The sequence below is a fragment of the Streptomyces sp. NPDC048254 genome, assembly GCF_043201895.1.
In the GTDB taxonomy this organism is placed as follows: Bacteria; Actinomycetota; Actinomycetes; order Streptomycetales; family Streptomycetaceae; genus Streptomyces.
Genome location: NZ_JBICZJ010000010.1, coordinates 423,143 through 445,987, shown reverse-complemented (window position 1 = coordinate 445,987; position 22,845 = coordinate 423,143). Strand labels below are relative to the sequence as shown.

Below are 22,845 nucleotides of genomic sequence, written 5' to 3'. Positions count from 1 at the left end.
CTCTACTTTATCGTTAACTTTACCGACGATGTGAGGCAGTTCACCAAGAACACCCATCCCCTGAGGGAGGCGTTGTGTCCGACCGCGTGACGATCGCGCAGGTGGCCGAAGAGGCAGGCGTCTCCGCGATGACCGTGTCCAACGTGCTCAACAGCAAGCCGGGAGCGTCCGACGACACCCGTCGGCGCGTCATGGAGGTCGTCGAGCGCCTCGGCTATGTCCCGAACGTGTCCGCCCGGGGCCTCAAGGCCGGCCGGACCGGGCTGGTCGGGGTGCTGACCCTCGACCTCACGATCCAGTACGGGCTGGAGATCGTGCGGGGGATCGCCGACGAACTGGCCAGCGTCGAGTTCGAGGCACTGATCAACGCCAGCTACCACGACAGCTCACGCGAACGGGAGCGGATCGAGTTCCTGACCCGGGGGCTCGTCGACGGCCTGCTGATGATCGCGCCGGTGCTGGAGGACCAGACGATCTCGCTGCTGCGCAAGCGCAAGATCCCGACCGTCATCATCGACCCGCGCCGTATCGACGTCGACCTGCCGAGAGTCACCGTCGACAACTACCAGGGCACACGCGGCGCGGCCCAGCACCTCATCGACCTGGGGCACCGGCGGATCGCCTACATCGGGGGCAACCTCGACCTGGAGAGCTCCACCATCCGGTACGAGGGCTTCCGTGACGCGATGCGGCTCGCGGGCCTCCCCGTGGACGAGGACATGGTCGCGTACTGCGACTTCAGCTACGTCTCCGGCTTCCGCACCGCGTCCCGCATCATCGAGGAACACCGGCCGACCGCCATCATGACGGGCGCCGACCTCATCGCCTTCGGGGCGGTCGACGCCGCCCGCAAGCAGGGTTTAAGCGTCCCCGAGCAGCTGTCGGTCGTCGGCTTCGACGACCTCCCGCAGGCAGCACAGTCGTATCCCGGGGTCACCACCGTCCGCCAGCCGCTGCACGACATGGGGCAGACCGCGGTCCGCGCGCTCATGTCGATCATCGACGGCAACGCCCCTCTGATGGAGCACATGCACATGCCGACGTCACTCATAGTCCGTGGCACCACCGCACCACCCGAGCGTGGCTGATGTACGTGGTCTCGTACTTCACGGATGCCGACGAGGCGCTCCATCTGGCGGTCAGCCATGACGGCCGGGAGTTCAGCCCCGTCAACGAAGGCCGCCCGCTCCTGCGGGGAACGGTCGGCACGGGCAGGCTCCGTGACCCCTTCATAGGCATCGGACCCGACGGGCTGTTCCATCTGCTGGCCACCGACGGCTGGACCAGTCCCAGCATCGTCCACGCGACCTCCGCCGACCTGCTGACCTGGTCGGAGCAGGAGCTGCTGCCGGTCATGGCCGGGATCGACGGCGCGCACAACGCCTGGGCCCCGGAGTTCTTCCTGGACCCGGCCACCGGGCTCTATCACCTGATCTGGTCGTCGGTGGTCGAGGGAGCCGGCAGCACGGCCGAGGGACGCGACTTCGCGAACGTCGGTCAGGACCATCGGATCTGGCACTGCACGACCAGCGACTTCGTCAGCTACTCGCCGGCCGCGCTGTTCTTCGACCCGGGCTATTCGGTGATCGATGCGACCGTCACCCACCACGACGGCCGGTTCGTGATGGCCTTCAAGGACGAGCGCGGCACCAACGATCCGTCCACGGACCACAAGTACATCCTGGTCACCACGTTCTCGCAGCCGGGCACGGGCTTCGCCCCGCCGAGCGGGCCGGTCAGCCCGGCGCCCGTGGAAGGGCCCGCCTTCTTCCGGAGGGGCGAGGAGTGGGTGCTGCTCTTCGACCACTACCTGGAGGGCCGGTACGGCGCCGCATCCAGCCCGGACGCGGTCCGGTGGACGCGTTCGGAGATCTCCCTGCCGAAGGGCATACGGCACGCCTCCGTGCTGACCGTGCCCGGGGAGTACGCGGCTGCGTTCGACGGAGAGGGCGTATGAACCGCCCTCTCACAGCCGCTCCGCACGGTCCCGGGAACCGATTAGCCACGACGAACCACCGCAGTTCCACCCGCGTCGCCTGACCGTGTAACGGCCGGTTCGGCACCGCGCGCCGCATCACCCCGCCGCCGCCCGAGGACATCGGCCGGCCGGCCTCCGCCGCCAGCCCCGCCTCATCAGGCGGCTCCCGGCACCTGAGTCACCTCTGCATGCGCGCCCCCACAGCCTGCGCCCCCATCAGCATCCCCACACAGGACGGTCGGCCATGCCGTCATGCGCCAGGCCGACCGCATGCTCTGCCAGCGGTCTTACCAACAGGTCCTATCGAAGGAGTTAGGCACCATGCAGCACTCACAGGCTTTCAGCAGACGCTCGGTGCTCAAGAGCGTGGGCCTCGTGGCCGGAGCGGCCGCCCTCAGTGCCTGTTCGGGCACCTCGTCCTCGTCCTCCTCCGCCTCCGTCAAGGCGCCCAAGAAGGGCACTTTGACGATCATGAGCAACCAGGGTGAGATCACCCCCGCCGAGGTCGCCGCCTTCGAGAAGGCGCACCCGGGGCTGAAGATCAAGATCATCCTGACCGACCCGACCCGCCTGAACGCCATGCTGGCCGCCGGCGACCCGCCGGACCTGGTGCGCGACGCCGGAACGGACGTCACGCCGTACATCGCGAGCCGGGGCATCGCCCTGGACCTGGACGAGTACTTCGCCAAGAGCAGCGTTCTGAAGACCTCCGACGTCCTGCCCATCAACAACTGCTGGAGGTGGGACGGCAAGACCCAGGGCAAGGGCGCCCGCTACGGCATCGCCAAGGACTGGTCGCAGGACGCGATGTGGTGGTACAACTCGGACATGTGGTCGGCCGCCGGGCTGACCGCGCCGGATCCGACGAAGCCGATCACCTACGACGAGCTGTTCGAGGCCGCGAGGAAGCTCACCAAGTCGGCGCACGGCAAGACCAGCGTGTACGGGCTGTACACCACGACGCCCGGCATGGACCAGATCGCCGCGATGGTGGCGACGGCCGGCGGCCGGATCATGTCCGAGGACCTGGGCACCGCGGACTTCACCTCGCCCGAGGCGATCAGGGCCCTGACCTGGCTGGTGGACGTCGCCAAGGCGAAGGTCGGCTACTCGGCCGTCAACCCCAGCCCGGACTGGGACGGCCCCGAATACCTCGGGGGCAAGCAGGCCACGGCCGGCCAGGGGTACTGGTTCAACGGCTTCGTCGCCAGCACCGCCCCGGCGTACCAGTCCAAGACCGTCTTCGCGGCGGCCCCGATGCTGGGCAGCAAGCGGGTCAGCCCCACCTTCGGCGCCGTGGGCTACTGGATCCCGGTCAAGTCGAAGAACCCGGGTGCCGCCTTCGAGTTCATGGAGTGGTACTGCGGCGGTGCCGGTGCCGCCAAGCGGATCGCCGCCGGAAACGGCCTGCCCTCGATGAAGTCGATGCTGTCCCTGGTGCCGCAGAAGACCGACTTCCAGAAGGCCTCCTTCAAGGTCCAGACCGCCGAACTGCCCTACGTGTCCGTCATCCCGGTCGCCACCCCCTACGCCCTGACCACCGCCCTCAACACCACCCTGGCGAAGGACTTCACGGCCGCCGTGGGCGGCGGCAAGTCGGTGGCGGCCCTGGCCGACCTGCTGACCAAGGACGTCAACGCCGTGCTGGCGAACGGCAAGAAGCTCGCAGGAAAGTAGGCACGGTCATGCGACTGCAACGCGTCCGGTCCGTCGGGCCGGCCAAGAGGCGCCGGTACGGCAGCAGTAAAGGCGAGACGCTGGCGTTCTACGGCTTCCTCTCACCGTGGATCATCGGCACCGCGGCGCTGACCCTGTTCCCGGTGGGCTACGCCCTGTACCTCAGTTTCACCGCATGGGACGGCGTCTCCGTCTTCAAACCATGGGTGGGCCTGGCCAACTACCGCGAGGTGCTCACCTCGTCGGACACCTTGTCGTCGCTGTCCAAGACCCTGCTCCTGGTCGCGATCATCGTCCCGGCGACGATCGTCGGGAGCCTGGTTCTCGCCATACTGCTCAACGAACGCGTCCGCGGGCGCACGGTCTTCCGGACACTGATCTACATTCCGGCGATCGTGCCCCCGGTCGCGAGTGCGCTCATCTGGAAGGTGGTCTTCGACCAGAACTCCGGAGCCGCGAACCGGGTGGGGGCGATGTTCGGGGCCGACGCGGTGAACTGGCTCACCGGCAACCGGGCCTTCGTCGTCCTGGTCGTCGTCCTGCTGTGGGGTGTCGGCGCCGGCATCATCATCAACCTGGCGGCCCTGCAAACCGTGCCGATGGAGCAGCTGGAGGCCGTGAAACTGGACGGCGGCAACGCGCTCACCGCCTTCCGGCACGTCACGCTCCCGGTGATCTCCCCCGTCCTGCTGTTCCAGACCGTCCTGGTCACCATCACCACGTTGCAGACCTTCGTCCCGGCCCTGCTGCTCTCACCGATCAGCACCGGCGGCGGCGACGTCTACACCAACATCCCGAACGCCAACCGGGTCTACATGGTCGACGTGTACTCGCAGTTCTTCGCGTATTCGAGGTACGGCTACGGCTCGGCGATGCTGACCGTGTTCTTCCTGGTCATCGTCGTCCTGACGGTGCTGATCTTCAAACTCGTCGGACGCAGCGTGTTCTACGCCGTCGATCCCACCGCGTCCGGGAAGGGCTGATCCGCCATGGCACTCGACGAGAAAACCCGGGTCCCGGTGGCCCGGCGGACGCCCGCGAACAGTGCGGAGCGAACAGCCTGGTACCAGCGGCGGCCCAAGCACCCGGTCGTCTTCACCGTCCTGCTGATCGTCTCCGTCCTGATGGTCCTGCCCTTCGCGGAACTGGTCATCAGTTCGCTGCGGTCCGCCAACGCGGTCAACGAGGACACCTGGCTGCCCTCGGCCTTCGAGTGGAGCAACTACAAGAAGGTCGTCACCCTCATCCCCTTCTGGCGGTTCGCCCGCAACTCGGTGGTCCTGTCGGCACTGTTCGCGCTGCTCACCACCCTCAGTTCCGCGGTCGTCGGCTACGGCTTCGCCCGGCTGCGCGCCCCCGGCAAGAACCTGCTGTTCGGCCTGCTCATCTCGACGATGATGGTGCCGCAGATCGTCACCCTGATCCCCACCTATCTGCTGTTCGCCAACTTCGGCCTGGTGGGCACCTACTGGCCCTGGGTGCTGTGGGGCACGGCCGGAGCACCGTACGCGATCTTCCTGTACCGGCAGTTCTTCTCCAGCTTCCCCAAGGAACTGGAGGAGGCGGCGGTCATCGACGGCGCGAGCCGGATCCGGATCTTCGTGCAGATCTTCCTGCCGCTGTCGCGCCCGCTGCTGGTGACGGCGTTCGTGCTGGCCTTCAACACGGTCTGGGGTGACTTCATCGCACCGAACCTGCTGCTCGACCAGTCCAACACCACGCTGGCCGTCGGAGTCGGCAACGGCTACGTCATCAACCAGGGCTTCCCGCTGCCGAACCTGATCGCGGGCGGCGCGCTGCTCTACGTGATCCCCGTCGTCATCCTCTTCCTCGCCGCCCAGCGCAGCTACGTCCGCGGCTTCGTCAACTCCGGGCTGAAGGGCTGATCCCGTGACCCGTGCCGTGAACGCCCCGCTGTTCCGCGACCCGGTGCACGACGGGGCCGCCGACCCCACCGTCATCTGGAATCGGCAGGCCGGCGAATGGTGGCTGATCTACACCAACCGCCGGGCCACCGCGCCCGGTGAGGGGGTGGCCTGGGTGCACGGCACCGACCTCGGGGTGGCCGCTTCGTCGGACGGCGGCCGGACCTGGACGTACCGGGGGACGCTCACCGGGCTGGACTTCGAATGGGGCCGGAACACCTTCTGGGCGCCCGAGATCATCTGGCACAACGGGCTGTACCACATGTACGTCAGCTACATCCGGGGCGTGCCCGATTCCTGGTCGGGCGAGGCCCGGATCCTGCACTACACCAGCACGGACCTGATCGACTGGACCTTCGTGGGCCCGCTCGACCTGGGTTCCGACCGGGTGATCGACGCGTGCGTGTACCCGCTGCCGGACGGCCGTGGTTTCCGTATGTGGTTCAAGGACGAGCGCCACGGGTCGCATACGTATACGGCCGACAGCACCGACCTCTACGACTGGGCGCCGGCCGGCCCCGCCGTCACCCACCGTCCGCACGAGGGCCCCAACGTCTTCGAGCTGGGCGGCCACTACTGGATGCTCATCGACGAGTGGCGTGGCCAGGGCGTCCTGCGCTCGGCCGATCTGCGGCACTGGGAGCGCCAGGGGCTGATCCTCGACGCCCCCGGCACCCGCCCCGACGACGGCACCATCGGCCTGCACGCCGACGTGGTCGTCCAGGGTGACACCGGATACGTCTTCTACTTCACCCACCCCGACCGCGGACCCGCCGGAGACGACGGCACGCACCCGAGCCGCCGGTCGTCGATCCAGGTCACAGCGGTGCGGGTCGTCGACGGAGCGCTGCGGTGCGACCGCGACAAGCCGGTCGAGCTGGACCTCACCGCCCGCTGAGCGTCCCATCCGTTCACGTTCACATTCACGTTCAAAGAGGAACGCAATGCGAAGATGGCCACGCCGCCTTGTCGCGGCCGCAGGAACCGCGACAGCCGCTCTGGGCGCCTTGATCCTTCCCGTTACGGCAGCCCACGCGGCGACGACCTGCACCACGTACTACGTCTCGTCCAGCAGCGGCAGCGACAGCAACGACGGCTGCACCAGCAGCACCCCGTGGAAGACGCTCACCAACGTCAACGCCACCACCTTCACCGCCGGCAACCAGATCCTCTTCCAGGACGGCGGCTCCTGGACCGGCGAGCTCCACCCCCTGGGGTCGGGCGCCAGCGGCAACCAGATCGTGGTGTCGAGCTACGGTTCGGGGGCCGCACCCATCATCAGTGGCGCGGGCGCCGACGCGGCGGTCTACCTCGACAGCCAGCAGTACTGGACGATCGAGAACCTGGAGATCACCAACACGACCACGACCGCGGCGGTCCGCAGCGGCATCCAGCTCCAGAACGACACCAGTGGCATCCTGCACGGGATCCACATCATCAACAACAACATCCATGACGTGAAGGGCACCTGGGGGGCCGGGCCGCAGCCCAGCACGTCGTCGGGTATCGCGTTCAACCTGAACGACAACAACAGCAGCAACGGCTGGGACGATGTGCTGCTCCAGGGCAACACACTCACCAAGGTCGACGCCGGCGGCATCTACCTCGGTTCCCTCAACGGCACCGGGCACTCCATCCTGACGTCCAACGTCGTGATCCAGAACAACACGCTGACCGACATGGGCGGCAACGACATCGTCTGCGTGTACTGCGACAACCCGCTCGTCCAGAACAACGTGGCGACCAACAGCGGCTACCGCTTCTCCGGCGCCGGATTCTGGATGGCGCTGAACAACAACGGCATCTGGCAGAACAACGAGATCTCCCGCCAGTGGCGTGCCCTCTGGGACGGTGAGGCCTTCGACATCGACCACGACAACACCGGCACGATCATCCAGTACAACTACACCCACGACAATCCGTTCGGGTTCCAGGAGTACTGCTGCAGCTCCACCTTCGGCGCCAAGGACTCCGTCGTCCGCTACAACATCAGCCAGAACGACGGCTCGATCAGCTCTGTGCTGCCGACGCTGGAGGGCGTCGTCACGACCGGTACCGCAAAGGTCTACAACAACACCATCTACCTCGGCCCCGGCGACAACGGCGGGGTCGACGCGGGCACAACGGCAGCGAACAACATCGTCTTCTCCAACAACCTCATCTACAACGCGGGATCCGGGGGCAGCTACTCCTCCTCGGGCACCTGGACCCACAACCTCTTCTACGGCACCCATGCGAGCAGTGAACCGACCGACGCCAACAAGGTGACGACCGACCCGCTGCTCGTCGCCCCCGGTGGAGCAAGCTCGGGCCTCAGCTCGGCGGCGGCCTACAAACTGCAGCCCGGCTCCCCCGCCATCGGCGCGGGCGTACTGGTATCGGGCAACGGCGGCCTGGACTACTTCGGCAACACCGTCTCCGCCACGGCCGCGCCCAACATCGGCGCATACAACGGCAGCGGTGTGACGCCGACAGCGAGCTACGGCGCACGCTGGAACTTCGACGAGGGCACCGGGACCACCGCCGCCGACAACACCAACGATCACAACACCGGCACCCTGAAGGCCGGTACCTCCTGGACCACCGGCAAGGTCGGCGCGAGCGCGGTCAGCCTGACCGGCGGCAGCACCAGTTACGTCGACGTACCCACCACCGCGCTGGACACCAGCGCGAGCTACTCGGTCTCGGCCTGGGTGAAGCTGAACAGCCTCACCGGCAACCAGACCATCGCCAGCATCGACGGCAACTCCATCAGCCCCTTCTACCTGCAACTCACCGGCGGCACCTTCGCCTTCACCGTGCGAAGCAGCGACTCGACCAGCTCGACCGCGACCCAGGTCACCGGCGGCACCCCGGTCACCGGCACCTGGTACCACCTGACCGGTGTCTACGACAACAGCGCCCACACCATCGCGCTGTACGTCAACGGAACCCTCCAGGGCACCACCGCCTTCTCCTCTGCCTGGAAGGCGACCGGGCACACGGTGATCGGCCGCGCCAAGTGGAACGGCAACGCCGTCGACTTCACCAACGGTGCCATCGACGACGTACGGATGTTCAGCAAGGCGCTCAACCGCCAGGAGGCCGTCGCCCTGGCGACCGCCGCCACCGCCGACTACGAACTGGACGAGGGCACCGGCTCGAACACCTCGGACTTCATGGGGAACAGCGCGTGGGGCGGCCTCAACCCGGCCGCCGCGTGGGCCGGCAGCGGCAAGGTCGGCGGCAACGCGGTGAGCCTGGACGGCACAGCCGGCACCGAGGTGAACATCCCGGTGGTGCCCGTGGACACCAGTGCGAGCTACTCGGTCTCGGCCTGGGTGAAGCTGAACAGCCTCAGCGGCAACCAGACCTTCGTCAGCGTCGACGGCGGCCTCATCAGCCCCTTCTACCTGCAGCTCACGGGAGGCGAATTCGCATTCGCCGAACGGGGTGCGGACTCGACCACCTCGACCCTGACCTCGGTCACGGGCCTGGCCCCCTCAACCGGCACCTGGTACCACCTGGTCGGCGTGTACAACAGCAGCGCGTCGACCATCTCGCTCTACGTCAACGGCACCCTCCAGGCGAGCACGGCGTTCTCCTCCGCGTGGAAGGCGGTCGGGCCGACGCAGATCGGCAGCGCCTGGTGGAACGACTACCAGGTTGACTGGACGAACGGCCAGATCGACGACGTCCACTTCTACAGCCGGGCCCTGAACACCACCGAGATCAACCAGCTCGCCGCCGGCTGACGCTACGAGCAGGTGGCGGAGTCCGGCCCGCTCCCCCGGGCCGGACTCCGCCACCACCACCCCACGGCGACCGGGAGGAGCCAGGAATGACCACGTCGACCCGCCAGGTCCGCAGGGCCGCAACCGCCGCACGGCCGAAGAGCGCCGCGCGGCCGAAGACCACGGCCCGCCCCAGGACCACGGGCCGCCCGCCGCACCGTGTACTGCCGTGGTGGCTGCTCGGGGCCGTCGCCCTGGCTGTCGCGGCCGCGATCACCGGCCTCTCCCTCCTCGCCGACGGGGGATCCGCACGGCAGGCGAACGCCCCGTCGCCCACCGCGGTGATCGCCACGATCGACGGCCAGACCATCCCCGTACGCGAGTTCTCGCTCTACCTCGCGCAGGAACGCTCCGCCACCTTCACCCACTTCCAGAACACGTTCGGCGCCCAGGACGGCCCCCGTTTCTGGACGACTTCCTACGGCGGCAGCACCCCCACCGACTACATCAAGAAGCAGGCCCTCGCCGACGTCACCCGCACCACCGTCCAGCAGCAGCTGGCCCACCACTACGGTCTTCTCGCGGACCCGAGCTATGGGGCCTTCCTGTTCAACTGGACCAAGGAGAACCAGCGGCGGCAGCAGGCCGTCGCCGCGCACCAGGTGATCTACGGGCCAGTGCAGTACACCGAGGCGAACTACTTCGACTACGTACTCAACAGCCTGACGTTCAGCCTGGAGAAGAAGCTGGCGGACGCGCACGTCATCACCACGGACGACAAGGCGCTGCGCGCCTACTACCTGGCACACAAGAGCGACTTCCGACAGGCGAAGAAGTCCGGCGCCGTAAGCCTGACCTCGCCCAACGGCAGTACGCCGGTCACCACCCCGCCCTTCACACAGGTACGCAAGCAGGTGAAACAGGCCTACCTCGACGACCGTTACAAGGCGAGGGTGACGCAGCTTGTCCGGTCCGCCCGGGTCACCGTGGCGCGCCGCACTTTCCAAGCGGTCACCGTGAACTAGCGGTGCTCTGTCAGACCGGGGAGCAGAGATCAAGTGCGTGGCCGGTGCCGACGGCGTTGATCAGGGCTTGGAGTTCGGCTGGCGGGGGTGCGTCGGTCCAGGCTCGCCAGCAGCGTTGGAGGGTGGTCCAGGCGGCGAGCCGGGCCATGGCGCGGATCGCCTTGGGCCAGCCGGCCGGATGGGGCTGGTGGATTCCGCTTGGGCCCTCTCTCAGCCGGTCCCGCTGTCGGCGGGACAGCCGGCGGGACCGCTGGGACGACGACGGGCTCACCGGCTGGGGATCGGGCGAACCGGGTGCCCAGCAGAACGAGAACGCGCAGGTGACCAGGGCCTGGTGGCGGCGGATCACGCTGTCGGAACGGACCCGGAGGCCGACCCACCCGAGTTCGCCCTTGACCTGCTCGTGGCTCTGTTCGATCCAATGCCGGATGCCGTAGATCCGTACGCCTTCATGCAGGTCGGCTGCGAGTTCGGGGCTGTCGGCCTCGCGCGGGGCCGGCCGGGCGGGGCAGGTCGGTGGCCAGGTGCCAGGCGGCCTGCGCGGGCAGCGTGTCCGGGTCCGCTGTGGCCGCGCCCAGACGGACGTTTCCGTCCGGCCCCCACCAGCCGAGGTGGGCGTGGGCGGCTCACCAGGTCTCGGTGTGCCCGTCACGGAAGGTCCGCTCGACGGCGGTCCGCTCGGGGTCCGTCCAGGCCAGGGCGCGGGCGGCGTCGGCGGGGGGGGTAGGCGTCCTTGCCATAGGCCCGAGGTGCCGTGGCTAGGCTTGAGGGTCATGACGAACGGCGGTCCCGGCGCGGCGAGTTGTCTGCGGAAGCCGCCCTGGTCGCCGTAGGCGCAGTCGGCGCCCCACGGCTCGGAAGGTCGCTCCGGTGTCCTTGGCCGTGCGGGCCAGTTCGGCGGCGATCTGCGGCTTCGTGCGGAAGCCGGAGTCTCTCTTGCCCTTGGGGAAGTGATGGGCGGGGCTGTAGGGCACGGCGTGCAGCGGACAGTAGAAGTTCTCGTCGGCCCAGCAGGTCGTCACGGTGACGATGCCTTTGTCGGTCCTGCCCAGCCGGCCCAGCCAATGCCGACCGATGTGCGCGGTCGCATTTCCGTCCTAGCGGTCTCCTGAGTCGTCGATCACCGCACTCCACCAGGGTGCGGTCCGGTCGAGGGATCGGCCAGCAGCAGTGCCACCCTGCGGACGTCGACCTGCTCGTGGTCCCACGTCGACTCGGACAGGAAGAACTGCAGCCGCCGCACCGAAGCACGTCGGGCACCTACGACGTTCGGTGCCGGCCATGCAGGTCAGCGTCTTGTTGCGGTCTCGCGGCAGCAACAGCACCACGAGGTACTCGCGGAACCCGCGGCGCCGTGCCGGCGTGGAGAACAGGTCATCGAAGCGTGTGGCGCAGGCTTCCAGCGGGCCCGCTCCGGGCCCGGAGCGGCGGACACGATGGCGTCCCGCCGGGTGGTGTAGCCGATCAAGTCGCCGGAATTCGCAGGTCGGGGATGGCGGCTTTGCCGGTCGGGTGTTCAACTCGCCTCAGCAGGGAGCCTCGTGGGCTGCGCCTCTCCGGAGATCGTCAGGGGCCTCGCAGCGGAACGCGTAACGCTTGATCCTTTGCACCAACGACGTGGGACACGACCCTCAAACACGGTGAGCGGCCCACCCGTGGCGGCGATCAGTGCCCGCAGCGGCTCGGGCCCCCGCCGGCCCCGCGCTCGACACGGCAAGGACTTCGCCGGGAATCGCGCGGCGGTTCAGCGGCCAGGCGCGCGTAACAAACGGCGCCGCAGTCCGCAACGACCCCGATATCTCTGCCCGACCAGCGAACTTCACCTCCCGTACGGGTCGTCGTCGGCGATTCGCAGCGAGCCATTGACACGCCCCAGGCCGTGAATCATTCTGGTCATACGATCTGGTCAATTGATCAGAGATCGCCGACGCACACCGCCGGGGCGGCCGCAACCTGGCGACGAACCCGGTCACACCCATCAGACACACGCCCACCTCGGCGCGAAAAGGGATGATCAGTGATGAGTGCTACCACGACGAATGTCACGCTGCGGTCGGTGCCCAACAGCACCCCCATCGAGGAGATCCTCGCGATCGTGGCCGATGACGGCGGCGTGATCATCAAGGAGTTCCTCACCCCCGACCAGGTCAGCCGGTTCAACGCCGAGGTCGAGCCCGCGATGCAGGCACTGAGCCCCGGCACCAAGAACGAGATGGAAGGCATCGCGGACTTCCACGGAGCCAACACGAAGCGGCTGACCAACCTCGTCACCCTGAGCAAGACCTTCCGCGAGGAGATCATCGACCACAAGCTGGTCAGGCCCCTCGCCGACGCCATGTTCAACGAGGAGTCCGGCTCGTACTGGATGACGACCGCCCAGGTCATCGAGATCGGCCCCGGCAACAAGGCACAGCCGCTGCACCGGGACCTGGAGAACAACTACCCGTTCATCGGGATGGGCCCGGCCGGCCCCATGGTCATGATCAACTTCCTGATCGCGCTGACCGACTTCACCGACGAGAACGGCGCCACCCGCGTCATCCCGGGCAGCAACCACTGGCCCGACTACGAGGACCGCGGCACCCCCGAGATGACCATCCCGGCCGAGATGAAGGCGGGCGACGTCCTGTTCATCAACGGCAAGGTCTCGCACGGCGGCGGAGCCAACCGTACGACGGACTGTTACCGGCGTGGTGTGGCCTTCGCCCTGCAGCCCGGCTTCCTCACCCCCGAGGAGGCGTACCCCTTCATCGTCGACCAGGAGCTCGCCCGTTCGCTGCCCGAGCACGTGCAGCGCCTCATCGGCTTCCGCTCCCAGTACCCCACCGGTTCCCCCGGCCTCTGGCAGGTCGACTACGTCGAGCTCGCCGACTACCTCAAGCTCTGACTCCCTCGTCGACGACAGGAACCAAGAGATCAAGACGATTGGAGAGTCGGCCGTGACCGACCCTGCTGTACCGGTGGTACTTGAGGACGACCCGACCCCGCTCGTGCTGTCGGTGGGCCGCACGCTCCGGGCCGCCGCGCGTGACCCGCAGTCGTCGGGTGTGATGGCCTCTCTACGGGAGACGGTGGTCGTCAAGTCGAAGGACGACCCCCAGGCGGTCACGATCCGGTTCGCACCGGGCCGGGTCCAGGTCGATCACGGCATCTCCTCCGACGCGCGCCTCGTCCTCACCGTGGACCCGGCCCACCGCTTCGCCGTCCGGTCGGTCGACGGAGACGAGCCGGACGCGCCGCTCGTGACCGCGGTGCTCCAGCTTCTCGAACCCGGCCTCCCGCACTGGCGGGACGCTGCCTCGCGCTTCTGGGAGATGACCTCCCAGGATCCCGGGATGCCCCGGGAGCTCGTCGTGGTGTGCGAGGAGGAAGAGCTCGTCCTCGGTGCCGGCCTGCCGCGTTACGTCATCAGCGGCGCGGCCGAGAAGCTCGCCCGGGTGCTGACGGGGGCCGACGTGTTCCTCGACGAGGTCTACACCGGCTCCCTCGCCGTCCGGGGCACCATGACCCAGCTCTCCGTCATGGCGGGCGCATCGCTGAAGGTGAGGTTCCATGGCTGAGGACATCGACGCCTGGCTCGAGGAAAACCGCATCGAGTCGGTCCGTATCGAGGGCACCAACCTCGAAGGCGCGTTCATCGGCAAGAACGTCTCGCCGCGGAAGTTCAGGTCCGGGCTCAAGTCCGGCTTCGCCTTCGCCGACGTGGCGTTCGGTCTCGATCTGGGCAACGCGCCGCAGTTCGGGTTCGCCATGCCCTCGTGGCGGGGCGACCTCGCCGACATCTTCCTGCACGCCGACCTGTCGACGCTCGTCAAGTGGGCACCGGGACGGGCGTCGATCATCGGCGGATTCTGGGACCCGCAGGGCAATCCGGTCTCGGCGTGTCCGCGCAACGCGCTGCAGCGGATGACCGGGCTGCTCGCCGAACGGGGATACGAGGCGAAGGTCGCCGTGGAGATCGAGGCGACCGTCTTCGAGGAGTCGATCCAGGAGGCCCGGAGCAAGGGCTATCGCGGGCTCACCCCCCTGGGCGGGAGCGCCGGTTCGGCCTACCACCTCGCCAAGTCCAAGGACTGGGAGGACTACATGCTGGCGGTCGCCCGCCGGCTGGCGGAACTGGGCATTCCCTGGGAGGCCTGGGGCGACGAAGCCGCCTCGGGGCAGATCGAGTTCAACGTCGCCCCAGCCGATCCGGTGACGGCCGCGGACTACTGGGCCCGTACCCGGCAGGTCATGCGGGAGGTCGCCTTCGAGCAGGGCCGCTGCGTGACGTTCATGGCCAAGTGGTGCGACGAGTACGGGCAGGCCTCGCACATCAACATCTCGCTGGAGCGGGACGGCGAGAACGTCTTCTACGCCGAGGAAGGCCCCTCGGACGTGATGACCCACTTCCTGGGCGGTGTCATGGCCACCCTGGCTCCGGCGACCTCGTTCGCGTTCCCCGCGATCACGTCGTACCGCCGCCTGCAGGAGCTGGAAGGACCGCCGACGACGATCGCCTGGGGCGTGGCCAACAAGAGCACGGCGGTACGCGCCGTCGTCGGGCACCCGAAGTACTCGCGCCTGGAGTACCGGACGCCCGGCGCCGACGCGAACATCTACCTGGTGCTGGCCGCGGTGCTGGCCGGCGGAGTCGCCGGCCTCGACGGCAAGATCGATCCGCCAGAGCCGTTCGACGACATGGCCTGGTGCCTCCCGCCGGGGATGCCGAAGATCCCGAACACCATCAGCAAGGCCGCCGACGCCCTGCGGGCCGACACCCTCCTGACCGATGTCCTGGGACAGGAACTGGTGGACTACTGGCTCGGCACGAGGCAGTGGGAATGGCTGCAGTTCCACACCACCGGCGGTGACCCCGACGCGGGTCTCACCGAGTGGGAGTCCAACCGCTACTTCGAGCTGCCGTGATGAGCGCGACGATCGAAGCGGCGGTCCTCAACGCCGCACCCGGCGCGCTGGAGATCGAGAAGCTCCAGCTGGACAGCCCCGGACCCGATGAGGTGCTGGTCCGGGTCGTCAACGCGGGTCTGTGCCACTCGGATCTGCACGAGATCGACGGCACGTTCGGCACCGAGCCGCCGATCCTCCTCGGCCACGAGGCCTCCGGGATCGTGGAGGCCACCGGCTCCAACGTCACCGGGCTGCGGACGGGCGACCACGTCGTGACCTGCCTGTCCGTGTTCTGCGGACGATGCCGGTACTGCACCAACGGCCAGTTGACGCTGTGCGAGAACCGCAATGGGCTGTCGCACGACCGGCCCCGGCCCCGGCTCCGCAACACCGCGGGGCGCCCGGTGCGCCCGACGGCCGGTATCGGGGCCTTCGCCCAGGCCATGGTCGTCCACCAGAACGCGCTCGTGGCCATCCCCCGGGACATGCCCATGGCCACCGCGAGCATCCTGGGATGCGCGGTGACGACCGGCCTCGGCGCGGTCTTCCGCAGTGCGCGCGTCCAGCCGGGAGCAAGCGTCGTGGTCATCGGCACCGGGGGCATCGGCATGGCCGCGATCCAGGGCGCGAAGATCGCCGGCGCCGCTCAGGTGATCGCCGTGGACATCGTCCCGGAGAAACTGAAGGCCGCGGTCCGGTTCGGCGCGACGCACACCGTGAACGGGCGAGAAGCGGATCCGGTCGAGGCGGTGCGCGAACTCACCCACGGCGGTGCCGACTTCAGCTTCGAAGCCGTCGGAAACAGTGTCACGGCCGGGCAGGCGTTCTCGATGCTCGGCCCCGGCGGCCTCGCCACGGTCGTGGGCATGGTGCCGGACACCGTACCCATCGCCATCAAGGGGTCGGAGCTCTATCTGCAGGAGAAGCGTCTGCAGGGCTCCTTCATGGGTTCCAACCAGTTCAAGGTGGACGTGCCCCGGTATGTCGGCCTCTATCTGCAGGGGCGTCTGCTGCTCGACGAGATGGTCTCCGAGCGCGTCACCCTGCGCGACATCAACCGCGGCTTCGCGTCGCTGAGTTCGGGCAGCGCGACCCGCGTGGTCGCCGACATCGGGGAGATCTGATGCGACCGCTGGTGGGAATCACCGGACGCCGGCTGAGCGCGAGTCTGACCCAGGGCATGGACAAGCGATTCGCCGGACGCCATGTCGACTCCTTCTTCTCCGACTACGCGCGCGGTGTCGCCGACGCCGGCGGCATCCCCGTACACCTGCCCTTCGAGGCGGGAACCGCGGAGGCCGTGGAACGTCTGGACGGCCTGATCATCACGGGTGGCCAGGACGTCCACCCCAGACGATGGGGCGGGGACGAGAGCGCGCTGCCGGTCGACGCCGACCCGCGGTGCAGCACCATGGCTCACGACGTCGAGCGCGACGCCTACGAGGCGGCACTGATCCGCGCCGCGGTCGACCGCGGCGTGCCGGTGCTCGGGGTCTGCCGGGGGCATCAACTGCTCAATGTGGCGCTCGGCGGCCGGCTCGTACCCGACCTCCCGCCGAGCGAAGTGGAGCACTACTCGCCGAACGAGGCCCTGACCGACGGCGAGCCCGACCACGTGGTGACCTTCACGCCCGGCTCGCTGGCCGCGTCGGTGTACGGCGCCAGCAGGCAGGTCAACTCCTGGCACCACCAGGCCGTGGACGCCCTCGGCGGCGGGCTCGTCGTCTCCGGGCGGGCTGCCGACGGTGTCGTGGAGTCGATCGAACTGCCGGGCCGGCCCGTCCTGGGCATCCAGTGGCATCCCGAATGGCAGGCGACCACCGACTCCGCCTTCGCCTGGCTGACAGCCGCCGCGTCCGGCACGCACCGACCAGCCGGTCTGTCCGCGGCTCGTTGAGAGGAAAGCAATACCCATGAGCAGCACACGCAAGCCCGCACCCACGACGAAGGACGAATGGCTCGACCTGCTCCGGTCCACGCCCATGCCCCAGGGAATGTGGGTGGACGGCGACTGGGCGGGCGCCCGCACCGGGGCGACCTCTCCCCTGGTGTCACCGCGTGACGGCCAGGTCGTCGCCCACCTCCCGGCCGCCGACGAAGCCGACATCGACGCCATCGTCAAGAACGCGCACCACGCCTTTCGCAGCGGACGCTGGTCGCGGCTCCAGCCGCGCGAGCGGGGCGAGGTACTGATCCGCTGGGCCGACCTTTTGGAAGAGCATCGCGACGAACTGGCACTCCTGGTCGCGCTGGAGATGGGCAAGCCCGTCACCGACGCCTGGGCCGTCGAGATGCGGACCGTCATCGGATTGATCCGCTGGTACGGGGAACTCGCCGACAAGATCATGGACGAGTCGCCGCGCGGCCGCGAGAACGCCCTGGCACTGGTGACCCGCGAGCCCCTCGGGGTGATCGCGGCCATCACACCGTGGAACTTCCCCATGACCCTCTCGACGTTCAAGGTGCCCGCCGCCCTGATCGCCGGAAACAGCGTCGTCCTCAAGCCCGCCAGCCAGTCACCCCTGTCGATGCTGCGCGCGGCGGAACTCGCTCACCAGGCAGGCGTGCCCGCCGGAGTGCTGCAGGTGGTCACCGGCAGCGGCCCGGTCACCGGCGCCGCCCTCGGCCGGCACCCCGACATCGCCACCCTGACCTTCACCGGATCCACCGCCGTGGGCAAGCAACTCCTCACCTACGCGGGCGAGTCCAACGCCAAGCCGGTCTGGCTGGAGCTAGGCGGCAAGTCCCCGAACATCATCTTCCCCGACGCCTCCGACATGGCCGAGGCGATCAGGACCGCCGCCTGGGCGATCGCCTTCAACTCCGGCCAGATGTGCACGGCGGGGTCCCGGCTGATCGTCCACGAGGACATCCGGGACGAGGTCGTCGCCGGTGTCGTCGAGCACCTGTCGGCTCTGCGCATCGGTGACCCGCTGGACCCGGCCACGCAGTTCGGCCCACTGGCCAGTAGGCGCCACCGCGACGACGTACTGGCCGAGATCACCAAGGGCACGGAGACCTCCGCCAAGCTCGTCCTCGGCTCCGACCAGCCGCTCGACCGCCCCGGGTGGTACGTCGAACCGGCGGTCTTCGTGGACGTCCAGCCCGACGACCGGCTCGCCCAGCACGAGATCTTCGGCCCGGTGCTCTCCGTCCTCACCTTCTCCGACGAGGACGAGGCCATTCGCATCGCCAACAACTCCGACTACGGCCTGGGTTCGTCGGTGTGGACCGGCGACCTGGGCCGCGCCCACCGGATGTCCAGGGCCATCGATGCCGGCCTGGTCTGGGTCAACTGCTTCGAGGAGGGCGACTACTCGGTCCCCTTCGGCGGGCGCAAGCTGTCCGGCCATGGTGCGGACAAGAGCGTGCACGGGCTGGAGAAGTTCACGGCTCTCAAGACGACCTGGATCGCGCTGTGAGTGCGTGCCCCGGCAGTGAGGAGTTCCCTACATGACGCGCGTCAGTGTTCTCGGCATGGGCCTCATGGGGTCCGCGGTGGCGAAGGCCTTCATCGATGCCGGACATGAAGTGGCCGTGTGGAATCGCACTCCGGCCAAGTGCGTGGCACTCGCGAACCACGGTGCCCGGACCGTATGGACGCCGAGTGAGGCCGTCGCCTGGGGAGAAGTCACGGTCGCCGTGCTGTCCGACTACCGGGCGGTCGAGGAGGTCGTGACGTCGATAGCCCCGGGGTGCGCAGCCCCTGGCGCGGTGTTCCTGAACCTCACCACCGGGGACGCCGCCGCCGCGAGGGACATGGAGAAGACCTTCGCGTCGACGGCCATGACCTACCTGGACGGAGCGGTTCTGGCGTACCCCAAGGACGTCGGCGGTACGGCGGACATCCTGGTCTCCGGCCCCGAGGCCGCCTGGCACACGTGCCGGGACGTGCTCGTCGCGCTGGGTTCCGGAACGGTCCACACCTCGGAGGCCGTCCACGAGGCGAATGTCATCGACACCGCCGCCACGGGCGGTTTCTTCTGTACCGCCCTCGGCGCCTTCTACGAGGCGAGCGCCTACGCCTCCCACCACGGGGTTCCGGCGGACCGGCTCGCCGCCCACGCCGTGCGGTTCCTCGATCTGCTCCGTACGGACATCCCGGAGGGCGCGCGACAGATCACCTCCGGTGCGTACGAGACCGATCAGGCCACCATCGACACCTATGAGGCAGCGGTGGATCTGATCACCGACACCATCCGTTCCATCGGCCAGCCCGCGCACATCAGCGCCGGATTCCTGGCGAATCTCAGGGCGGCGCAGGCCGCCGGGTTCGGTGACAGGTCGTTGGCCGCCACCCACGAGGTCCTGCGGAGGTCCGCATGACGCGCGTGACACGTGAGATCCATCTGGCCTCCCGCCCGGCCGGCTGGCCGACCCATGACGATTTCCGTCTGGTCGAGGCCGAGCTCCGGGAGCCGGGCCCCGGGCAGATCCTCGTCCGCAACACGGTCATGTCGGTGGACCCGTACATGCGGGGCCGGATGAACGACGGCAAGTCCTACATCCCGCCCTTCGCGGTCGGCGCGCCACTCGAAGGCGGGGCCGTCGGCGAGGTGATCAAGTCCTCCGACGACTCGTTCGCCGTGGGCGACATGGTCGTCCACGACCAGGGCTGGCGCGAGCACGCCGTGCTCGACGCCGCCCGGGCCAAGGTGATCGGCACCGGCCGCGCCCCGGCCTCGGCGTACCTCGGCGTGCTGGGCATGACCGGCCTCACCGCTTACACGGGCCTGGTACGCATCGCCGAACTGAAGCCCGGCGACATCGTCTTCGTCTCCGGAGCCGCCGGTGCGGTGGGCAGCGCCGTCGGCCAGATCGCCCGGAATCTCGGCGCCGCCAAGGTGATCGGCTCCGCGGGCTCACCGGAGAAGGTCCGCCACCTCCTCGACGAACTCGGCTTCGACGCCGCCTTCGACTACCACGACGGACCGGTCGTCGAGCAGCTCGCCCAGCACGCCCCGGACGGCATCGACGTCTACTTCGACAACGTCGGCGGCGAGCACCTCGAAGGCGCACTCACCCACATGCGGGACTTCGGCCGGCTCGCGCTGTGCGGCTCCATCGCGTCGTACAACGACGACAGCGCGATCCACGGGCCGCGCAATCTGGGGCTCGCCATCGTACGGCGGCTGAAACTCCAGGGATTCATCGTGTACGACAACGACGACCTCGCCGCGGAATACGAGGCACGGGCCACCGAATGGCTGGCGAACGGCCGGCTGACATATCAGGAGACCTACGTCGACGGTCTCGACCATGCGGTGGACGCGCTGCTCGATGTCTTCCGGGGTGCCAATCTCGGGAAGATGCTCGTGCGCCTGGCGCACTGAATCCCCTGATTCCTGCTTTAGATCCTCCCTGAAATACCAGGTATCCCAAAGGAGTTCGGCATGCGGAGAATTCGAGCGGTCGTGTACGGTGCCGGCGCCATGGGTGCCCTCGCCACCAGGCTCATGACCGAAAAAGGCGTGGAGATCGTGGGCGCCATCGCCCGGAATCCCAGTAAGGTCGGCCGCGACCTGGGGGAGTTCGCCGGAATCGGGCGGCTCAATGTTCCGATCGAGGCGGATGCCGAGCACGTACTCGCCACCCGCAGGCCGGACGTCGTCGTGCACGCGACACAGAGCTTTCTGCCGGAGATCAAGGACCAGCTGGCGTTGTGCGTTCGCAGCGGCGCGAATGTGGTGACGATCTCCGAGGAGTCCCTCTACCCCTGGTCCTCCTCCCCCGGCATCGCCGCCGAACTGGACGCGCTGGCCAAGAGGAACGGCGTGACGATCACCGGCTCCGGCCACCAGGACTCCTTCTGGCTCCACCAGGTCAGCGCACTCCTGGGCACCGCGCACCGCATCGACTCCGTCTACGGCAGGGCGACGTGGAACGCCGACGAATACGGCGCGGAAATCATCCAGAGCAAGCACGTCGGCGAGACCCTGGAGCAGTTCCAGGAGTCCATCGCGTCCGAGCACCGGCCGCCGACCTTCGGCGGCAACCTGCTCTCGGCGCTGGCCCAGGCCACCGGCCTGACTCCCAAGGAGCGGAAGACCGAGATCAGCCCGGTCGTCGCGGACGAGGACCGGTACTCGAACAGCATCGGCGTCACCCTCTCCAAGGGAACGGTGATCGGTTACTCGGACATCGACGTGATGACCACCGTCGAAGGGCCCACCTTCACCTTCGAGATGTCCGGCTACGTCTTCGGCGAGGGCGAGAGCGACATGAACAGGTGGGTCATCAAGGGCGAGCCCGACCTGTACCTCGACAACGGCAAGGTCCCCAGTTACACGACCACCTGTACGCAGTGGGTGAACCGGATCCCGGACGTCATCAACGCTCCGGCCGGCTTCGTGACCCCCGACCAGTTGCCCCCGCTCCGCTACCGGGCCCTGCCGATGCACCACCACGTCACCCCCGGCGCCCTCGGCTGACCCGCACCCGGTCTTGGGCTGTTCCGACACGAACTCACCTATGAGGAGACACACATGACGCGCACCATCGCCGTGGTCGGGCTGGGGCAGATGGGCCGCAGCGCCCTGGGCATCCTGCTCGACCAGCTGCCCGACGCGCGGTTCGTCGCGCTGGACCGGTCCGAGGAGGCGGTGAAGCACGCGGAGTCGCTGGCCCCGGAACGAGTGACCGGGCGACTCGCCGATGTGTCGAGGGGCGGGGTGGACCTGACGGGCGTCGACGCCGTCGTCAACCTCACCGGCCCCTTCTTCGCCGGCTCCGACGCCGTCGCGCGCGCCGCCCTGGCCGCGGGAGCCGCGTACGTCGACATCTGCGACGACGTCGAGGGGACCGAGGCCATCCTGGCCCTGGACGCCGAGGCGAAGAAGGCGGATGTCCCCCTCATCACCGGGGCCGGCCTGTCTCCCGGCGTCTCCAACTGGATGGCCAGCCGTCTGCTGGACGCCCACCCCGCCGCCGACGGCGTCCAGGTCGTCTGGCTCGTCCACGAGAGCGACCCCGGCGGCCTGGCCCCGCTGCGGCACATGCTGCACATGGCCGTGAGCACCTGTCCGGTCTGGCGGGACGGGAAGTGGGAGCAGTCGCCCGGGTTCGTGCCTTCGACCGCCGCGTCCTACGGATTCCCCGATCCGCACGGTGTGATCGAGGCCTACGACACCGCGCACCCCGAGCCGCTCACGCTGTCGCGGCACTACCCGCGGCTGACGTACGCGAGTTGCAAGGGCACGCTGCGGCCCGACTGGGCCAACGCCGCCTTCTCCACGCTCGGCCGGATCGGCTTCGGTTACACCGATGTGCGGGTCGACGTCGACGGCACGCAGGTGGAGCCCGCCGAGTTCCTGTGGAAGCTGATGTGGGCCCGCTACAACCGCAAGCCCGCGAAGCGGCCGAGCGCCTCGTCGGCGGTCCTCGTCCAGGCTCTGGCGGGCCAGGAGGTCCTCGACTCCCTCGTGATCACTGACGACGCCCCGATGTCGCGGACCACGGGACTCGGCGCCGCGGTGGCGGCGGTCGTGCTCATGGGCCACGGTGCCCGGGCAGGCGCTTGGGGGCCCGAGGAACTGCGCTGGGACGTGGCGCTGCCGCTGTACGAAGAGATCCTTGTGTCGCTCGCCGGCGAGGGCGCCCGCATCACGCGCGTGCAGCCCTCGTCCGTGGCCTAGTTC

At 68.5% G+C, this 22,845-nt stretch carries 21 protein-coding genes; 18 read left to right on the top strand and 3 right to left on the bottom strand.

Going from position 1 to position 22,845, the window contains the following annotated elements:
• Window positions 1–74 precede the first annotated feature (74 nt).
• From ACGFZQ_RS28835 to ACGFZQ_RS28800, 8 genes are all read left to right on the top strand, one after another.
• Complete coding sequence (locus ACGFZQ_RS28835; RefSeq protein ID WP_393842778.1) at window positions 75–1,088, top strand: LacI family DNA-binding transcriptional regulator; 1,014 nt, start codon at window positions 75–77, stop codon at window positions 1,086–1,088.
• Complete coding sequence (locus tag ACGFZQ_RS28830) at window positions 1,088–1,957, top strand: glycoside hydrolase family 43 protein (protein ID WP_393842777.1); 870 nt, start codon at window positions 1,088–1,090, stop codon at window positions 1,955–1,957. Before ACGFZQ_RS28835 ends, ACGFZQ_RS28830 begins: the two co-directional genes overlap by 1 nt.
• Before the next feature lie 342 nt (window positions 1,958–2,299).
• Window positions 2,300–3,655, top strand: a complete 1,356-nt coding sequence (locus ACGFZQ_RS28825) for an extracellular solute-binding protein (RefSeq protein WP_393842776.1) — start codon at window positions 2,300–2,302, stop codon at window positions 3,653–3,655.
• Window positions 3,656–3,663: 8 nt separating this feature from the next.
• Window positions 3,664–4,638 (top strand): carbohydrate ABC transporter permease, encoded by a 975-nt coding sequence (locus tag ACGFZQ_RS28820; RefSeq protein WP_393842775.1) that lies wholly within the window; start codon window positions 3,664–3,666, stop codon window positions 4,636–4,638.
• 6 nt (window positions 4,639–4,644) lie between these two features.
• Window positions 4,645–5,541 carry a carbohydrate ABC transporter permease gene (locus tag ACGFZQ_RS28815; protein WP_393842774.1) on the top strand — a complete coding sequence of 299 codons (897 nt, stop codon included), beginning with the start codon at window positions 4,645–4,647 and terminating at the stop codon, window positions 5,539–5,541.
• Window positions 5,542–5,545: 4 nt separating this feature from the next.
• Entirely contained in the window at window positions 5,546–6,478 is a 933-nt protein-coding gene (locus tag ACGFZQ_RS28810) for a glycosyl hydrolase (protein ID WP_393842773.1), read from the top strand.
• 109 nt (window positions 6,479–6,587) lie between these two features.
• Complete coding sequence (locus tag ACGFZQ_RS28805) at window positions 6,588–9,314, top strand: LamG-like jellyroll fold domain-containing protein (RefSeq protein WP_393842772.1); 2,727 nt, start codon at window positions 6,588–6,590, stop codon at window positions 9,312–9,314.
• 86 nt (window positions 9,315–9,400) lie between these two features.
• A complete protein-coding gene (locus ACGFZQ_RS28800) occupies window positions 9,401–10,318 on the top strand; it encodes a hypothetical protein (RefSeq protein ID WP_393842771.1) in 918 nt (305 codons plus the stop codon).
• A gap of 10 nt (window positions 10,319–10,328) precedes the next feature.
• Here ACGFZQ_RS28800 and ACGFZQ_RS28795 read toward each other — a convergent pair whose 3' ends face one another.
• From ACGFZQ_RS28795 to ACGFZQ_RS28785, 3 genes are all read right to left on the bottom strand, one after another.
• Window positions 10,329–10,667: a hypothetical protein gene (locus ACGFZQ_RS28795; RefSeq protein WP_393842770.1), complete on the bottom strand. Its 339-nt coding sequence runs from the start codon at window positions 10,665–10,667 to the stop codon at window positions 10,329–10,331.
• Window positions 10,668–11,076: 409 nt separating this feature from the next.
• Window positions 11,077–11,370, bottom strand: coding sequence for a hypothetical protein (locus tag ACGFZQ_RS28790; RefSeq protein WP_393842805.1), 294 nt, complete (start codon window positions 11,368–11,370; stop codon window positions 11,077–11,079).
• A gap of 68 nt (window positions 11,371–11,438) precedes the next feature.
• Complete coding sequence (locus ACGFZQ_RS28785; protein ID WP_393842769.1) at window positions 11,439–11,561, bottom strand: hypothetical protein; 123 nt, start codon at window positions 11,559–11,561, stop codon at window positions 11,439–11,441.
• Window positions 11,562–12,338: 777 nt separating this feature from the next.
• Here ACGFZQ_RS28785 and ACGFZQ_RS28780 point away from each other — a divergent pair.
• From ACGFZQ_RS28780 to ACGFZQ_RS28735, 10 genes are read left to right on the top strand one after another with little or no spacing between them, the layout of a single operon-like run.
• A complete protein-coding gene (locus ACGFZQ_RS28780) occupies window positions 12,339–13,205 on the top strand; it encodes a phytanoyl-CoA dioxygenase family protein (protein WP_393842768.1) in 867 nt (288 codons plus the stop codon).
• Window positions 13,206–13,257: 52 nt separating this feature from the next.
• A complete protein-coding gene (locus ACGFZQ_RS28775) occupies window positions 13,258–13,878 on the top strand; it encodes a hypothetical protein (protein ID WP_393842767.1) in 621 nt (206 codons plus the stop codon).
• Complete coding sequence (locus ACGFZQ_RS28770) at window positions 13,871–15,226, top strand: glutamine synthetase family protein (protein ID WP_393842766.1); 1,356 nt, start codon at window positions 13,871–13,873, stop codon at window positions 15,224–15,226. The genes ACGFZQ_RS28775 and ACGFZQ_RS28770 overlap by 8 nt, the downstream gene beginning before the upstream one ends.
• On the top strand, window positions 15,226–16,332 hold the full coding sequence (locus tag ACGFZQ_RS28765; protein ID WP_393842765.1) for a Zn-dependent alcohol dehydrogenase: 1,107 nt from the start codon (window positions 15,226–15,228) through the stop codon (window positions 16,330–16,332). The genes ACGFZQ_RS28770 and ACGFZQ_RS28765 overlap by 1 nt, the downstream gene beginning before the upstream one ends.
• Window positions 16,332–17,105 carry a gamma-glutamyl-gamma-aminobutyrate hydrolase family protein gene (locus ACGFZQ_RS28760; protein WP_393842764.1) on the top strand — a complete coding sequence of 258 codons (774 nt, stop codon included), beginning with the start codon at window positions 16,332–16,334 and terminating at the stop codon, window positions 17,103–17,105. Before ACGFZQ_RS28765 ends, ACGFZQ_RS28760 begins: the two co-directional genes overlap by 1 nt.
• Window positions 17,106–17,121: 16 nt before the next feature.
• The gene (locus tag ACGFZQ_RS28755) at window positions 17,122–18,630 is read left to right on the top strand and encodes an aldehyde dehydrogenase family protein (protein WP_393842763.1); all 1,509 of its coding nucleotides are present in this window, start codon (window positions 17,122–17,124) and stop codon (window positions 18,628–18,630) included.
• Between the two features lie 31 nt (window positions 18,631–18,661).
• Window positions 18,662–19,534, top strand: a complete 873-nt coding sequence (locus ACGFZQ_RS28750) for an NAD(P)-dependent oxidoreductase (protein WP_393842762.1) — start codon at window positions 18,662–18,664, stop codon at window positions 19,532–19,534.
• Window positions 19,531–20,541, top strand: a complete 1,011-nt coding sequence (locus ACGFZQ_RS28745; protein WP_393842761.1) for an NADP-dependent oxidoreductase — start codon at window positions 19,531–19,533, stop codon at window positions 20,539–20,541. The genes ACGFZQ_RS28750 and ACGFZQ_RS28745 overlap by 4 nt, the downstream gene beginning before the upstream one ends.
• A gap of 60 nt (window positions 20,542–20,601) precedes the next feature.
• Entirely contained in the window at window positions 20,602–21,639 is a 1,038-nt protein-coding gene (locus ACGFZQ_RS28740) for a dihydrodipicolinate reductase (RefSeq protein ID WP_393842760.1), read from the top strand.
• Window positions 21,640–21,693: 54 nt separating this feature from the next.
• Window positions 21,694–22,842, top strand: coding sequence for a saccharopine dehydrogenase family protein (locus ACGFZQ_RS28735; protein WP_393842759.1), 1,149 nt, complete (start codon window positions 21,694–21,696; stop codon window positions 22,840–22,842).
• The last annotated feature ends 3 nt before the right edge of the window (window positions 22,843–22,845 follow it).

What these genes read in the sequence shown, in the direction of transcription:
- ACGFZQ_RS28760 (WP_393842764.1), top strand. Translation starts at nt 16,332, where the DNA reads ATGCGACCGCTGGTGGGAATCACCGGACGCCGGCTGAGCGCGAGTCTG.
- ACGFZQ_RS28820 (WP_393842775.1), top strand. Translation starts at nt 3,664, where the DNA reads ATGCGACTGCAACGCGTCCGGTCCGTCGGGCCGGCCAAGAGGCGCCGG.
- ACGFZQ_RS28770 (WP_393842766.1), top strand. Translation starts at nt 13,871, where the DNA reads ATGGCTGAGGACATCGACGCCTGGCTCGAGGAAAACCGCATCGAGTCG.
- ACGFZQ_RS28765 (WP_393842765.1), top strand. Translation starts at nt 15,226, where the DNA reads ATGAGCGCGACGATCGAAGCGGCGGTCCTCAACGCCGCACCCGGCGCG.
- ACGFZQ_RS28735 (WP_393842759.1), top strand. Translation starts at nt 21,694, where the DNA reads ATGACGCGCACCATCGCCGTGGTCGGGCTGGGGCAGATGGGCCGCAGC.
- ACGFZQ_RS28830 (WP_393842777.1), top strand. Translation starts at nt 1,088, where the DNA reads ATGTACGTGGTCTCGTACTTCACGGATGCCGACGAGGCGCTCCATCTG.
- ACGFZQ_RS28825 (WP_393842776.1), top strand. Translation starts at nt 2,300, where the DNA reads ATGCAGCACTCACAGGCTTTCAGCAGACGCTCGGTGCTCAAGAGCGTG.
- ACGFZQ_RS28815 (WP_393842774.1), top strand. Translation starts at nt 4,645, where the DNA reads ATGGCACTCGACGAGAAAACCCGGGTCCCGGTGGCCCGGCGGACGCCC.
- ACGFZQ_RS28780 (WP_393842768.1), top strand. Translation starts at nt 12,339, where the DNA reads ATGAGTGCTACCACGACGAATGTCACGCTGCGGTCGGTGCCCAACAGC.
- ACGFZQ_RS28740 (WP_393842760.1), top strand. Translation starts at nt 20,602, where the DNA reads ATGCGGAGAATTCGAGCGGTCGTGTACGGTGCCGGCGCCATGGGTGCC.
- ACGFZQ_RS28745 (WP_393842761.1), top strand. Translation starts at nt 19,531, where the DNA reads ATGACGCGCGTGACACGTGAGATCCATCTGGCCTCCCGCCCGGCCGGC.
- ACGFZQ_RS28755 (WP_393842763.1), top strand. Translation starts at nt 17,122, where the DNA reads ATGAGCAGCACACGCAAGCCCGCACCCACGACGAAGGACGAATGGCTC.
- ACGFZQ_RS28750 (WP_393842762.1), top strand. Translation starts at nt 18,662, where the DNA reads ATGACGCGCGTCAGTGTTCTCGGCATGGGCCTCATGGGGTCCGCGGTG.
- ACGFZQ_RS28800 (WP_393842771.1), top strand. Translation starts at nt 9,401, where the DNA reads ATGACCACGTCGACCCGCCAGGTCCGCAGGGCCGCAACCGCCGCACGG.